The organism is Brevibacterium sp. K11IcPPYGO002 (assembly GCF_050920635.1).
Classification (GTDB): Bacteria; Actinomycetota; Actinomycetes; order Actinomycetales; family Brevibacteriaceae; genus Brevibacterium.
Genome location: NZ_CP131929.1, coordinates 4075986 through 4089711, shown reverse-complemented (window position 1 = coordinate 4089711; position 13726 = coordinate 4075986). Strand labels below are relative to the sequence as shown.

12 protein-coding genes are annotated in these 13726 nt (G+C 65.0%); 8 read left to right on the top strand and 4 right to left on the bottom strand.

Annotation, left to right across the window (positions count from 1 at the left end):
* Window positions 1-56 precede the first annotated feature (56 nt).
* The gene (gene efeU, locus QYM46_RS18670; protein WP_432790174.1) at window positions 57-1004 is read right to left on the bottom strand and encodes an iron uptake transporter permease EfeU; all 948 of its coding nucleotides are present in this window, start codon (window positions 1002-1004) and stop codon (window positions 57-59) included.
* Between the two features lie 223 nt (window positions 1005-1227).
* On the opposite strand from efeU, the gene QYM46_RS18665 reads away from it, so the two are divergent.
* Complete coding sequence (locus QYM46_RS18665; RefSeq protein ID WP_432790173.1) at window positions 1228-1863, top strand: DUF1345 domain-containing protein; 636 nt, start codon at window positions 1228-1230, stop codon at window positions 1861-1863.
* 58 nt (window positions 1864-1921) lie between these two features.
* Here QYM46_RS18665 and argE read toward each other — a convergent pair whose 3' ends face one another.
* Window positions 1922-3097 carry an acetylornithine deacetylase gene (argE, locus tag QYM46_RS18660; RefSeq protein WP_432790172.1) on the bottom strand — a complete coding sequence of 392 codons (1176 nt, stop codon included), beginning with the start codon at window positions 3095-3097 and terminating at the stop codon, window positions 1922-1924.
* A 262-nt stretch (window positions 3098-3359) separates the two neighbouring features.
* Window positions 3360-4202, bottom strand: coding sequence for a class I SAM-dependent methyltransferase (locus QYM46_RS18655; protein WP_432790171.1), 843 nt, complete (start codon window positions 4200-4202; stop codon window positions 3360-3362).
* 285 nt (window positions 4203-4487) lie between these two features.
* Here QYM46_RS18655 and QYM46_RS18650 point away from each other — a divergent pair, with 285 nt between their 5' ends.
* Window positions 4488-5804 (top strand): DUF445 domain-containing protein, encoded by a 1317-nt coding sequence (locus tag QYM46_RS18650; RefSeq protein ID WP_432790170.1) that lies wholly within the window; start codon window positions 4488-4490, stop codon window positions 5802-5804.
* Between the two features lie 71 nt (window positions 5805-5875).
* Here QYM46_RS18650 and QYM46_RS18645 read toward each other — a convergent pair whose 3' ends face one another.
* Complete coding sequence (locus tag QYM46_RS18645) at window positions 5876-7759, bottom strand: FAD-dependent monooxygenase (RefSeq protein ID WP_432790169.1); 1884 nt, start codon at window positions 7757-7759, stop codon at window positions 5876-5878.
* 250 nt (window positions 7760-8009) lie between these two features.
* On the opposite strand from QYM46_RS18645, the gene QYM46_RS18640 reads away from it, so the two are divergent.
* The 6 genes from QYM46_RS18640 to dnaB all read left to right on the top strand — a co-directional run bounded on the left by QYM46_RS18640 (window position 8010) and on the right by dnaB (window position 13720).
* Window positions 8010-8324, top strand: a complete 315-nt coding sequence (locus tag QYM46_RS18640; protein WP_432790168.1) for a hypothetical protein — start codon at window positions 8010-8012, stop codon at window positions 8322-8324.
* Window positions 8314-8505 (top strand): hypothetical protein, encoded by a 192-nt coding sequence (locus QYM46_RS18635; protein WP_432790167.1) that lies wholly within the window; start codon window positions 8314-8316, stop codon window positions 8503-8505. Before QYM46_RS18640 ends, QYM46_RS18635 begins: the two co-directional genes overlap by 11 nt.
* Before the next feature lie 202 nt (window positions 8506-8707).
* Window positions 8708-9439: an ABC transporter ATP-binding protein gene (locus QYM46_RS18630; protein WP_432791768.1), complete on the top strand. Its 732-nt coding sequence runs from the start codon at window positions 8708-8710 to the stop codon at window positions 9437-9439.
* Window positions 9439-10857: an FtsX-like permease family protein gene (locus tag QYM46_RS18625; RefSeq protein WP_432790166.1), complete on the top strand. Its 1419-nt coding sequence runs from the start codon at window positions 9439-9441 to the stop codon at window positions 10855-10857. Before QYM46_RS18630 ends, QYM46_RS18625 begins: the two co-directional genes overlap by 1 nt.
* Before the next feature lie 11 nt (window positions 10858-10868).
* Entirely contained in the window at window positions 10869-12251 is a 1383-nt protein-coding gene (locus QYM46_RS18620) for an FtsX-like permease family protein (protein ID WP_432790165.1), read from the top strand.
* A gap of 131 nt (window positions 12252-12382) precedes the next feature.
* Complete coding sequence (gene dnaB / locus QYM46_RS18615) at window positions 12383-13720, top strand: replicative DNA helicase (RefSeq protein WP_169253675.1); 1338 nt, start codon at window positions 12383-12385, stop codon at window positions 13718-13720.
* Window positions 13721-13726: the final 6 nt, after the last annotated feature.

Sequence of the window (13726 nt, the reverse complement as noted above, 5' to 3'; positions counted from 1 at the left end):
GGGATGGATCGGTCGTTGACGGTGGTGGTGCGATGGGCGCGGCGGATGCGCGCGATTCAGGGGTGGAGTGTGGGGGCCGATGATGTCGGGTCGGCCGACGCCGAGGTGGGGGCCGCCTCGGCGGGGGTGCGTCCTTGTGCTCGTGCGGAGCTCCCCTCCGGCTTCGCTGCGGGCTTCTTCCTGTGGATCTGGCGGAAGAAGACGATCGCCACGGGGACGATGTAGACGATCCAGCCGATGGTCTGGAGCACCGTGGGCTGGACGTTGACCTGGAAGATCGCCTGTCCGAGGACGTAGAGCCAGTAGACCGGGGAGGTGGGATCGGGCAGCAGGTGGCTGAGGTCCCAGGCATGGTTCATGATGCCGGGCAGGACTCCGGCTTCCTGCAGATCGCTGATGCCGTAGGAGAAGATTCCGGCGGCGACGAGGATGAGGAAGTACCCGGTGACGGAGAAGAATGCCTTCATGTTGATCTTCCGCGATCCTCGGTAGATGAGCCAGCCGAGGACGAGCGAGAGCAGCAGCCCGGTGACGACTCCGGCAGTGGTGGCGACGACGTTGTTCTCGACCGAGGAGCGGACGGTGGCCCAGATGAACAGCGCGGATTCGGCGCCTTCGCGCCCGACGGCGAGCACGGCGAGACCGACGATTCCCCACCCCGATGAACGTCTGTCCAAGGATGCGGCCATCGAGGTTTCGAGTTCGCCCTTGAGCGCGCGGGAATGCTTGCCCATCCAGAAGATCATTCCGGTCACCAGGGCGACGGTGATGATGGAGAGCACCCCGCCGATGATCTCCTGAGCCTGGTACGTCAGGGTTGTGGGCCCCCAGGTGAGCAGGGCTCCGATGCCGAAGGGAATGAGCGCGGCCAGGCCGACGCCCAGCCAGAGTTTGGGCAGCACGTCCCGGCGGTCGGTTTTGACCAGATACCCCACGAGGATGCCGATGACCAAAGTGGCCTCGAGTCCCTCGCGCAAGGCGATGAGGAGGTTGGCGACGAACATCTGACTCACTCTCGTCAGTTCGTCGAGGCGGGTGTTCGGGCCGTCTCGAAAATGGATGAACGAATTTAGCCTAACCTAATGTTGGCTAATTCAGTGTACATCCGGATTCGGGGTGCTTCGGACCACGTGTGAGCGGTGAACCTTCGGCGGATCGGCTGCGGAGGTAAAGGTGTGGAACAGTGTGGGATATGGAGTCGGTCGAAGACCCGAACGGAGGACAGCCATGAGCAGACTGTTCATCAGTGCGACGAGGCGGTTGGTCACTGCGATCGCCGTCGGCCTGATCGCCGGATTCGCCGTCGGCATCCTGACGGACGTCGCGCTGGGAGCGCTCGTCGGGATCACCGTGGTGACCTCGGTCTTCGTCGTCCTCGGCGCCATCGTGCTGTGGCCGATGGACGCCGAGGCGACTCGTGCGAATGTGAGGCGGGAGGACTTCCGCCCCTTCGTCGACGAGGTCATCGTCACTGTCGCCCAGCTGTTGGGGATCGGCGGAATCGTGTCGCTGCTCGTGATGGGCGGTTCCGACGCCGGACCCTGGCCGGCTGCGATCGCGCTGGTCGGGGTGTTCATGTCCTGGGCCGGTCTCCAGCTGCTCTATTCGGTGCGGTACGCGTTCATGTACTTCGACCGCGAGAAGCCCGGTGGGATCGACTTCAACTCCGCGGCGGCCCCGAACTACCAGGACTTCCTCTATTTCGGATTCGGGGTGGGCATGACCTTCGGCGTCACCGACACGAGTGTCTCGACGACGAGGATCCGGGCCGTCGTTCTGCGGCACAGCATCCTGTCTTACCTATTCAACGCCGTCATCCTCGCCACGGCGATCAACCTCGTCGTCGGTGTCATCGCGGGCTGAGGCACAGTGCGCGCGACATCGTCGCGACACACGCCGCCGTGTCGCCGCAGCCGTCTCCCTACTTCTCGGACAGGTCGGCGATGAGGGCGTCGATGAAGGACTCGCAGGCGGCGATCTGGTCGAGTTCGATGAACTCGTCGGGGGCATGGGCCTGGGCGATGTCACCGGGACCGCAGACGACGGTCGGGATGCCGGCTTCGGAGAACAGTCCCGCCTCGGTGCCGTAGGTGACCTTGTCATCGGTGGCGATTCCGCCCCAGCTCGCCGCGAGCGAGACGATGTCGGCATCGGCCGGGGTCTCGCAGCCGGGAGCTTCCGCTTCGATTGTGAACTCGACTCCGGCGGTCTCGTTCTCGGCGGCCATGGCGCGACCGAGGCGTTCGGCTTCGGCACGGAATCGGGCGATGAGGGCTTCTCGGTCGACCGAACCGAGCGATCGGAACTCGAACTTCACGGTCGCCTCGGCGGGGATCGTGTTCACGGCGATGCCGCCGTTGAACGTGTTCGCCGTGACCGAGGTGAAGGGCACGACATAGGCCTCGTCGAAAGGCCCCTCGGTGCGGAATTCGGCGGCGACGGCGTGGACGAAGGCGACGAACTCTGCGGCGTAGGCGATGGCGTTGACGCCTTCGGGGGTGAGCGAGGAGTGGGCGGCGACGCCGTGGAAGTCGACGCGGAAGACGTTCATCGATTTGTGGCCGCGGATGACGCGCATGCTCGAGGGCTCGCCGACGACGCAGCCGCGGGGTGCCAGACCTTCCTCGGTGATGGCCTCGACGAGGGAGATGGCGCCCACGCAGCCGATCTCCTCGTCATAGGAGAAGGCGAGGTGGATGGGTTCGCGGAGCTTCGCGGACTTGAGCGCTTCGAGGCGGGAGAGGATGACGCCGATGAAGGACTTCATGTCGGCGCTGCCGCGGGCGAAGAACTTTCCGTCGCGGATCTCGGGAGTGAACGGGTCCGACGACCAGTCCTGACCGTCGACGGGGACGACATCGGTATGCCCGGACAGGACGACGCCGCCGGTCGTCGAGCCGTCGGCCGCGGGGATGGTCGCGAGCAAATTCGCCTTCGTTCCCTCCGGGTTCGGGATCCGGCGTGACTCGATGCCGGCGGCGGCGAGGCGGGCCTCGACGAGGTCGATGAGCGGGAGGTTCGTGTCCCGGCTCGTCGTGTCGAAGGTGATGAGATTCGTGATCTCGGTGATGGTGGCCTCGGCGGGTGTCGCTGGCACGACTGCTCCTGACTTTCGGATACGGGTGGTCTCGGTTAGGTCGGATCGCTGCGCCTGCGGCCGGGGTCGCGGTGGTCCCAGCAGGGGGGTCGGACGTCTCCGCGGGGTGGCGGTCCCAGCGGGGACGTGGTCCCCGGGCAGGACAGCGGTGACCAGACTCTTCTCACTCTACGTGTCGGGCTCATGCCGGGTGCCACCGGCCCAGCAGGTGGGCGCTGCTCGGCCTCGGGCGCGCAGCTTTTGAACCATGAGCGTCCCATATTCAGGCCCCAGCGAGGACGAGAAGGGCCTCATTTCGCGCATCGAGCCCGTCCTCGGGGATTTCGGCGGACATCTCTTCGCGCATGACCGCTCTCTTCACCGGGTCCATCGTCAGCTGGGCCGAGTAGGTGAAGACCATCGACAGCCACTCATGCCGCGAATCGTGGAGGTCTTCGACGACAGTGGTCTCATTCGGGGTGAAACCGGCGTCCCTCAGTTGCGTGAGAGCCGGGTGTTCGACGGGTTCGACTGCCGGCACGGACTCAGTCGTACCGCGGCCCGCCGTCGTGTCTTGGTTCGCTTCGGTTCCCCGGCTCGCTCTCGAACCGAGACTCGCGGTCCTGCCGTCGGCATGAAAGCGTGCGACAACGGCATTGAGCCGGGCCTTCAACTCGCCCTGCGGTTCGATGTCATTCCAGGCCAGAGCCAGACTTCCTCCCGGGCGGAGCATGGTGCGGATCTTCGGCAGAGCAACGAGAGGATCGACCCAGTGGAAGGACTGTCCGAAGCTGACGAGATCGAAGGTCCGGCCCCGGGGGTCCCAGTTCTCGAACGTCGAGACGTCCACATCGAGGCCTTTGGATCGAGCGACCGCAGCCATCTCGTCATCCGGTTCGACGGCGAGGATCTCGGCGCCTGCTGACCGGAGCTGGGACGCGAGTATGCCGGTGCCGGAACCGACGTCGAGGATGTGCGGGGCGCGCGTGCCTGGCTCGGTGATGGTCTCGGCCGCTTGCATGATCGCTGAGATGAGCGCGGCAGGGTACTTCGGCCGAAAGGCATCGTACTCCTGGGCGACCTCGCCGAAGGATTCAGCACGTTCACGATTTTCGAAGTACTCCATCCACGAAGCCTAACGTTCCACGTTCGGGCAGGGCCGCCTCGGCGAGTGACACGACGGCGCATCCCTCATGGGTAGTGGCATGACCACCCGGTGCAACGGTGAGTGATGAGAGGGACGGGGTGGATAGCGGGCAACGCGGTGATCTGAGAATAACGGTGAGGGATGCTAGGGGCGATGGGGCGGCCCGAACGCCGGGGCTCTCCGCGGAATTCCCAGGCGCGAACCCGTCCGCGGATGCGTGTGGAAGTGCCGGGTTTCGCTAAAGTCGTGGAGCAGGGGGTAACGATGTCGATCGAGAAGACACCATCCGTGCCGCGCTTCGGCGCCGGCGGCGGAACCGGCGGGCCGGCCGAGCTCACGCCGGAGGATCAAGAACGCGCTCGCGGGCTGAAGAAGATGCGCACGCTCGCGCTCTCGCTGCTCATCCTCGCCACACTCATCTTCCTCTCCACCCACCTCTTCACCGACAACACCGGCTTCTGGGGGTTCGTCTCCCGCGCCTCGGAGGCGGCGATGATCGGCGCGATCGCCGACTGGTTCGCTGTCACCGCCCTCTTCCGCCACCCTCTCGGGCTGCCGATCCCGCACACCGCGATCATCCCGCGCAAGAAGGACACGCTCGGTGCGAGTCTGTCGGCCTTCGTGGCCGCGAATTTCCTCCACGCCGAGGCGGTGTCGACGAAGATCCGATCCGCTGAGATCTCCCATCGAGCCGGGAGATGGCTGGCGAAACCCGCCAACCGAGACACCGTCGTCGACCGTGCTGCAGGGGGCCTCGAATATGTGCTCGCGCGCATTGATGACGATTCCATCAAGGCGCTGACCAGGAACGTCATCATCCCTCGGCTCGTAGCCACAAGGAAGACTCCCGTGCTCGCGCAGCTGCTGCGCCAGATCGTGCTCGACGGTGCCCACCACAGACTCGTCGACCTCATCGTCGCCGAGGCTTATTCCTGGCTGCGTGACAACCCGCAGGTGATCGACGAGATCGTCCACAACCGGGCACCGTCCTGGGTGCCCGATTTCGTCAACGAACAGCTGGCGAACCGGCTGCAGCGCGAAGTGCTCGGCTGGGTCGCCGACGTCCGAGACAACGAATACCACAAGGCCCGTCAGGCCCTCGATGCCTGGCTGGTCGACCTCTCCGACGACCTCGAATCAGACTCATCTCTGTCCCAGCGGGCCGAGGAGATCATCAACGACCTGCTCAGTCAGGACGGGGTTGTCGATTCGGTGCTCGAGATCTGGGGTTCGCTCAAACAGCTGCTGCGCGAAGCCATCATCGACGAAAGCGGCGAAGTCCGTGCCCGCATCTGGCAGCTCATCGGCGAATTCGCCGAACGGCTGCAGGCGGACTCGGAATTCTCCCGCCGCATCGACGACCGGATCGCCACCACCGCCGGTGACCTGGCCGAAAGCTTCGGCCCCGAGATCGCCAGCGTCATCTCCGACACCATCGAACGCTGGGACGCGAAAGAAGCCGCCGAGCGCATCGAGCTCTACGTCGGGCGCGACCTCCAGTACATCCGCATCAACGGCACCGTCATCGGGGCGCTCGTCGGCCTCGCGATCCACACCGTGATCGTGCTCCTGCCGGGGTGAGAGCCGGATCGCACATGCGATCCGGCTCTCACCCCGGCAGTGTCGAGTTCGCTTCTCTCCCGCATGGGTAATCAGACTGCGGTGAGAACTCTTTCTCTCACCATGGACTGGGCGAAGAAATCGGTGATCTCCTCCCGAGCGCTCAGCGGCAGAATGTGAGCCACATACATGTCCGGACGGACGACGACGAGGGCACCGGAACGGTCGATGCCACGGGCTTCGAAGATGTCATCGTCCGGGATCGCCGCATAGACCTTCTCCCAGTCCATCACCTGAAGGCGTCCGACCTTCGGCAGGAACAGACCGGGAGCATGAGGCAGGTCAACCTCGTGATAGCTCTGCTGATAGACCACCTTGGCATCGAAGACGCTGTCGATATCGGCGTTCTCCGGTGTGAAGATCCTGACCGGGGACTCGTCCGAATCCGCCAACCAGGAGGCAAGATCGGAGACGGCAGAACCATCAGCGTCGGCGAATGCGTACAGGCGCCAGCGACCATCGGCTCTGAAATGGTGACCGACCTGGACCGTGGTCGTGTCGGCGACCCTGGACACGGGAGCGGATTTGAAGCGCATGCCCAATGGGAACCCGTCTGCCAGTTCCTGCCGAGCACCGGTTCCGATGACCGGTGACGTCGAGTACTTCGTATCGAATCCGCCGGGGAAGTTGGCTGTGTCGGTGAAGAAATCGACGATCTCTTGGGGGCTCTCCATCTCTTCGGGACGTCGCGACATCATCGCCGACCATTCCTTGTCGTAGTCGATCAGCTTCTGAGCCACGTCCTGACGCTCGTCGTTGTACGTCCGCAGGAGGGACTCATCGCTGCGACCGACGAGAACCTGACCGAGCTTCCACGCCAGGTTCCAGCCGTCCTGAATGGAGACGTTCATTCCCTGACCGGCCTTGGCGCTGTGCGTATGGCACGCATCGCCGGCGATGAACACCCGTGGGTTCAGATCAGGATCGTTCTTCGCGGCAACGTCATCGAAACTCTGCGCGACGGTGTGGCGGACCTCGTAGATGCTGAACCAGGTGACCTCTCGGACGTCGACCGAGTACGGGTTGAGGATGCGGTTGGCGCGTTCGATCGCCTCCTCTGCCGTTGTGGCCAGGATCCGGTCACGTGTCTCCGGTGTCGGATCTTCGAGCGAAACGTAGAATCGGGTGAGGAAACCGCCTTCGCGCGGAATGAGCAGAATGGACCCGTTCCTATCCGACTGGATTCCGCTTCTCGTCCGGAAATCCGGGAAGTCCGTATTGGCGAGGATGTCGATGACCGCCCACGCCTGAGTGGTCGAGTCGCAAGTGAGCTCGACATCGATGCAGTGACGGACCTTGCTGCGCGCGCCGTCGCAGCCGGTCACATATTTCGTCCACACCGTGCGCCGAACGCCGTGCTCATCCATCAGGTGAACCTCCACGGGGTACTCACCGCTGTCGTGGACGATGAGGTCGAGGAACTCATACCCGTAGTTGATGTTGATCTTGGCAGGACCATTGGCCGCACGTTCGGCGAAGTAGTCGATGACCCGGGCCTGGTTGACGGTCAGGATGGGAAACTCGCTCACATGCGACGGAGGATCGGCGGCCCGCGCTCCACGAGCTATTTCGGAAGGGTGTTCGGGGTTCGGTCCCCAGAAGCTCATCTCTCGCATATGACTGGCCTCTTGGGCGATGGCGTCATAGAACTCGAACGCCTGGAACGTCTCGCAGCTGCGAGGGAAGAGGCCGTCTGCGCGACCTGCTGCCAGACGGCCCGGGCGCCGTTCGATGATTCGAGTATGCACATCGGGATACTCGGTGAGCTGCGCGGCCTGGACTATGCCCGCAGGACCTGCGCCGACGATAAGCACGTCCATGGTGTCGGGAAGCTCCTCGACGCGATCGACTCCTGTGCTTTCCGCATCTCTGATTCGTGGGTCGTGGCCGACATACCCGTTGTGGTGATACTGCATCCAATTAGCTCCTTCGCTAAGTGAGTCGTTCCTCATTCACAGTGACCTGAGACACATTCGGTGCCGTTGTCATCCTGTGCGGGAGTGGTGAGAAACGCCATGCATTGCTTCCACTCAATGGAAATGATCTGCCGGTGTCGCTCCCTTCGGTGCTGCGGGACCAATGCACTCCGTGAACTGAGCAGGGGAAGTTGTGTCGAGACACTGTCGAGGACGATGGGCGGCCTGTACTCTGTAATGACCCCTCGAGATGGGGATCCTCCACGCCGTCGTCGTCGATGATGCGGCGACCGCCGCCGATGCGATTCTCCTGGCCTTCGATTGGCGGGAGAACGTCGACGTCGACCTGCTCCGGCGCGACATCGGCCGCACCATCACCGTGCTGCGCGCGCACGGGCGAATCGACAGTGCCATGTTCCGGCAGCTTCTCGCTGTCCTCAGCGACCACGGAATCGGAGTGCCCGGGGATCTGGCAGCGGCCCTGCGCACACTGGCATCGATCGAGGAGTCCGCAGCTGTTCACCTCCGGCGGCGAGCGCTCATGGCTGCGCGGGGTGCTCAGTGAATTCACGGCGGTGCTCCTCGCCTGCACGGCAGTGATCGCCGCGATCCTCCTGTTCGGAACGGACGGCGGACTGAAGATCTCGACGGACCTGACGATGTACCAAGGACTGGGTGCCCTCTTCGTCTTTGCCGGAACGATGATCGCGCTCCGGGCCGTGATCCGCCTGTTCCTCAAGAAATGACGCGGTCGTCCGAGGGTGACTGAATCCATCGCCGGAGCCGGCACGGAACTCCAGACAGGGATTCCCGTGAACGAAGGTTGGGAAATCCCGCATCGGCTGACGGGCTGACTGCATAGTGCCAAGGCCGGTTGGGCGAAAACATGGAGACATGACTTCTTCACAGCATCCTGCCGCAGCGCAGCAGTCACCATCCCAGCACCCGATGACCCAGAACTCTTCGCTCCAGCACTCTGCCATCATCACCGCCGGCACCGTCACGAAGCACTTCAACCAGACCTACGCTCTCGCCGGAGTCGACCTGACGATCGGCCTCGGCGAATCCCTGGCCATCATGGGACCCTCCGGCTCCGGCAAGACGACCCTTCTGCACTGCCTGGCCGGCATCATCAGTCCCGACGACGGTCACATCCGACTCTCGCCGACCGACCGCAGCGCGGCCGCCGAGATCACCTCCCTCAAGGAATCCGGCCGCACCGCCCTGCGCCGCGAGGTCTTCGGCTTCGTCTTCCAGCAGGGGCTGCTCCTGCCCGAACTCACCGCCGTGGACAATGTCGCGCTCGCCGCCATGCTCGCCGGTATGAGCCGCTCGGACGCCACCCAGCACGCCCGGGCCTGGCTCGACCGTCTCGGTCTGAGCGAGCACGTGAACAAGCGGATCGGACAGCTCTCCGGCGGACAGGCACAGAGAGTGGCGATCGCCCGCGCCCAGGTCACCCAACCCGTCGTCACCTTCGCCGACGAACCGACCGGCGCCCTCGACTCCCGAACCTCGACTGAAGTCCTCACCGAGCTGCTGGGCTCCACCGTCGGATGCGGCTCCACCCTCGTCGTCGTCACCCACGATGAGAACGTCGCCGCCCGCTGCTCCCGGGTCGTCAGACTCGCCGATGGCCGCATCGTCGCCGACTCCGCACTACGGGAAGCCGCACAGTGATGAATATCCTTCCCCTCCTCCTGTCCAAGCCGTCCCTGACCTCGACGACGTCACGACTCGTCGGGATCGCCTTCTTCTCCTGCTCGACGATCTTCCTCACCGTGGCCGCCGGCGCCTGGGCGTTCATCGACCGCCCCGAGGTCACCGGATACGCCGAGGTGGCCGAGCTCTACCAGCTCCTCGCTGTCCTCGCCACGGTCTTCCTCGTCGTCCCCGCGACCAGCCTCGGGGTCGCCTCGGCGAAATTGAGCGCCCGCCGCCAGGACGAACGACTCTCCACCCTGTCCCTGCTCGGGGCGCAACGCAGCACCATCCGCCTCATCGCCGTCGCCGAACCCTTCATCCCCGCCTCGGCGGGCATCCTCGCCGGAATCGGCGGCTACCTGCTGGTGGCTTGGCCGCTGAGCTTCATCACGTTCGTCGGCGAACCCCTGGGCTATCAGGCTCTGCTCATGCCGGTCTGGCTGCTCGCTGCGGTCATCGCGGGCCTCCTGGCCGTCTGCCTGCTCGCCTCGCTCATCGGGCTGCGCAAGATCACGATCTCCCCGCTGGGCGTGCGCACCCGGTCGCTGGCGCGCAAGTTCCCCCTGGCCCGCGTCATCACAGCGATCGTGCTCATCCTCGTCGTGGCCATCGCGACCTATGTCTCCACACAGATGGAGCTGCCGACGGCGGTGACGATCATGTACAGCATCGCCACGATTGGCATCACCCTCCTGCTCATCAGCGTCCTCGGCGTCCTGTGCATCCGCATCCACGCCGGCATCGCAGGCCGAATCGCCCGCGGTCCCGCCTCGGTGATGGCGGCAGGAATGATCGCCGACGCCCCCGGACAGTACTGGCGCCGGGTCGCCGGGCTGGCGATGATCACCTTCATCGCCGTCGTCGGCGGGGCGGGAACGGCGATGATGCGCAGCGGTCAGGAGGACTTCTCCGCAGAGGACCGCGCGGTCATGGGTCCGTACGCCCACCTCGGCGACGATATCTTCACCGGGCTCATCCTCACCCTGATCATCGCGTTCGTCCTCGTCATCGTCTCGGCCACGATCAACCAAGCCGCTGACATCCTCGACCGGGCTCAGACCTACCGTGAGCTCCACGCCGCCGGTATGACCCAGCAGATGATGCACCGGGTGACCGTCAACGCCGTGATGTCGCCGATCCTGCTGGTCACCGTCGTCTCCCTGTTCCTCGGCGGGATCCTCGCCTGGCTGATGGCTTCGGTGAGCGACCTCGGCGATCCGCTGACCATCGGAACCGTCGCCGCCGTCCTCGTGGCCGGGGTCGTGATGGTGTGGCTGGGGCTGCAGGTCACCCGCCCGCTCGTCCGCCGGGTCACCGAGATCGATCCCGACAACCGCACCCTCACCGAGGCGGCACCCGAGAACCGGGCCACCGCCGAGGCGACCATGGCCTGAGAGGAGACACAATGTCCACGTCGTTGACAGCCATTCCCCTCGTCCTCGGACGCAGATCGCTGACCTCGGCGAGCTCCCTGCTCGTGGCCGCCGCGTTCTTCGCGTGTGCCACGCTGTTCCTCACCGTGGCCGCCGGGACCTGGATGTTCTTCCAGATCCCACCGAGCCCCGATCCCGCGGACGCGGGCCTCGACATCATGTACAAGACCCTCGCGAGCCTGGCCACGGCTCTGCTGATCATCCCCGCTTCCACCCTGGCATCGGCCTCGGCGACCCTGTCGGCACGTCGGCAGGACGAACGGCTGTCGACGATGTCGCTGCTCGGGGCCAGACGGTCCCAGATCACCGCGCTCGCCGTGGCCGAACCGCTGATCCCGGCCCAGGCCGGCATCATCCTCGGGGTGCTCGGCTACCTGGGACTGGCGCTGCCGGTCAGCTTCATCCACTTCATGGGCGAACCCATCGGGTACCAGAACATGCTCATGCCCGCGTGGCTCATCCTCGTCGTGGTCGTCTTCCTGGCTCTGATCTGTGCGGGTTCGGCCCTGCTGGGTCTGCGCAAGGTCGCGGTCTCCCCGTTGGGCGTGCGCACGAAGAGCCTGGAGCGGAAGTTCCCCGTGGCCAAGGTCATCGTCACGGTGCTCGTGATCTGCCTGCTGCCGGTCGTGTACGCGCTCACCCAGAGCGGCGGTCTCGGCGTGGGGATCGTGCTCGGCGCGGTGGTCGGATTCTTCGCTCTCGGACTCGTCGTCGTCGACCTCGTCGGCGGACTCCTCGTCCGCTGGTTCGCCCACCTGTCCGGTCGGCGGGCCGCCACCCCGGAGCGCCTCATCGCGGCTCGTTTGGTCTCCGACGAACCCAAACGGTTCTGGCGACGCGTGTCCGGCCTGGCGATGGCGGCCTTCACCGCAGCCGTCTGCGGGTCCGGCGTCGCCCTGTCCCAGCTCGGAATCGATGCCGCCGAGGACGACCCGGCAACGATGGGCACCTCCGATATCAACCTCTTCCACGACATGTTCACCGGGGTGCTGCTCGTCATGGGCATCGCCATCGTGCTCATCAGTGTCTCGGCAGTGATCAACCAGGTCGCCGACATCTACGACCGAGCCGACACCTTCTCCGACCTCTATGCCGCCGGCGCCGATCCCAGGCTTCTGCACCGTGCGCTGGTCCGGGCCGTCATGGCCCCGGCGATCTGGGTGTCCCTGTTGGCCGGAGGGCTCGGGCTGCTGCTCGTCCTGCCCCTGGCCGGAGCCGCGCTCGTGTTCAAGCCGGTCACCTTCCTCACGATCCTGCTCACCGTGGTCGTCGGCATCGGAATCATCCGCGGTGGACTGCAGCTGACGAAGCCGATTCTGCACTCCGTGGCCACGGCCGGGAGGTCCCGGGACTGAGATTCGGTGTCAGTGCCGCATCCTACGATGGCAGGTGTCGAGCCGATGGGACCCTCCCCGGGTCTCCGGGTACAGTTGGAGCGCACCACATGAGGGTGGGCGATCCGATGCTGTGAGGAAGAGGAAATCGAGTGAGCAACGAGCAGGGCTATGACGGTCTGAGGACCCCTCCGCAGGACGTCGAGGCCGAGCAGAGCGTGCTCGGTGCGATGCTTCTGTCGAAGGACGCCATCGCCGACTGCGTCGAGACGATGAATGGTGATGACTTCTACAAGCCCGCTCACGAAACCATCTACGAGGCGGTCCTCGACCTCTATTCCCGAGGTGAGCCCGCAGACTCGGTGACGGTGGCGAACTACCTGACGAAGACCGGTGACCTCGCCCGCGTCGGCGGCGCCGCCTACCTGCACACCCTCATCTCGTCGGTCCCGACCGCCGCCAACGCCGGCTACTATGCCGCGATCGTCAGCGAACAGGCCGTGCTGCGCCGCCTCGTCGAGGCCGGCACCCGCATCGTCCAGATGGGCTACGACGCCGAAGGCGACACCGATGACGTCGTGAACTCCGCGCAGGCGGAGATCTACAAGGTCACCGAACGCCATACGACGGAGGACTACGTCATCCTCTCCGACATCCTCGGCGAGGTGGCCCAGGAGATCGAACGCAACGGCAACACCGATGGGCAGACCGCGGGTGTGCCCACCGGTTTCACCGAGTTCGACAACCTCACCAACGGTCTGCACCCGGGCACGATGATCGTCATCGCCGCCCGTCCCGGTGTCGGCAAGTCGACTCTGGCGCTCGACTTCATCCGCTCGGCTGCGATCCACAACGATGCGGCCGCCGTGTTCTTCTCGCTCGAGATGGGCAAGAACGAACTCGTCATGCGTCTGCTCTCGGCCGAGTCGGAGATTCCGCTGCAGAACCTGCGCCGCGGCGAACTCAGCCCGCACGACTGGACGACCCTGGCCGCGACCGAGGCCCGGATCAACAATGCGCCGCTGTTCGTCGACGATTCGCCGAACATGGCGCTGACCGAGATCCGCGCGAAGTGCCGCCGGCTCAAACAGCAGCACAATCTGCAGATGGTCTGCGTCGACTACCTGCAGCTGATGTCCTCGGGCAAGCGCGTCGAATCCCGCCAGCAGGAGGTCTCGGAGTTCTCGCGTTCGCTCAAGCTGCTGGCCAAAGAGCTCGAAGTGCCGGTCATCGCATTGTCCCAGCTCAACCGCGGCAGTGAGCAGCGCACGGACAAGCGGCCGATGATCTCCGATCTGCGTGAGTCCGGGTCGATCGAGCAGGACGCGGATATGGTCCTCCTCATCCACCGTGAGGACATGTACGACAAGGAACACGAACGTGCCGGTGAGGCCGACATCATCGTCGCCAAGCACCGTGCCGGTCCGACGATGGACATCCCCGTGGCATTCCAGGGTGCGAAGTCCCGATTCGTCAACATGCCGCAGTGACGAGCG

Excerpts from the sequence above, each read along its gene's own strand:
- efeU (WP_432790174.1), bottom strand. The coding sequence starts at position 1,004 with ATGTTCGTCGCCAACCTCCTCATCGCCTTGCGCGAGGGACTCGAGGCC.
- QYM46_RS18665 (WP_432790173.1), top strand. The coding sequence starts at position 1,228 with ATGAGCAGACTGTTCATCAGTGCGACGAGGCGGTTGGTCACTGCGATC.
- QYM46_RS18655 (WP_432790171.1), bottom strand. The coding sequence starts at position 4,202 with ATGGAGTACTTCGAAAATCGTGAACGTGCTGAATCCTTCGGCGAGGTC.
- QYM46_RS18650 (WP_432790170.1), top strand. The coding sequence starts at position 4,488 with ATGTCGATCGAGAAGACACCATCCGTGCCGCGCTTCGGCGCCGGCGGC.
- QYM46_RS18645 (WP_432790169.1), bottom strand. The coding sequence starts at position 7,759 with ATGCAGTATCACCACAACGGGTATGTCGGCCACGACCCACGAATCAGA.
- QYM46_RS18640 (WP_432790168.1), top strand. The coding sequence starts at position 8,010 with ATGGGGATCCTCCACGCCGTCGTCGTCGATGATGCGGCGACCGCCGCC.
- QYM46_RS18630 (WP_432791768.1), top strand. The coding sequence starts at position 8,708 with ATGACCCAGAACTCTTCGCTCCAGCACTCTGCCATCATCACCGCCGGC.
- QYM46_RS18625 (WP_432790166.1), top strand. The coding sequence starts at position 9,439 with ATGAATATCCTTCCCCTCCTCCTGTCCAAGCCGTCCCTGACCTCGACG.
- QYM46_RS18620 (WP_432790165.1), top strand. The coding sequence starts at position 10,869 with ATGTCCACGTCGTTGACAGCCATTCCCCTCGTCCTCGGACGCAGATCG.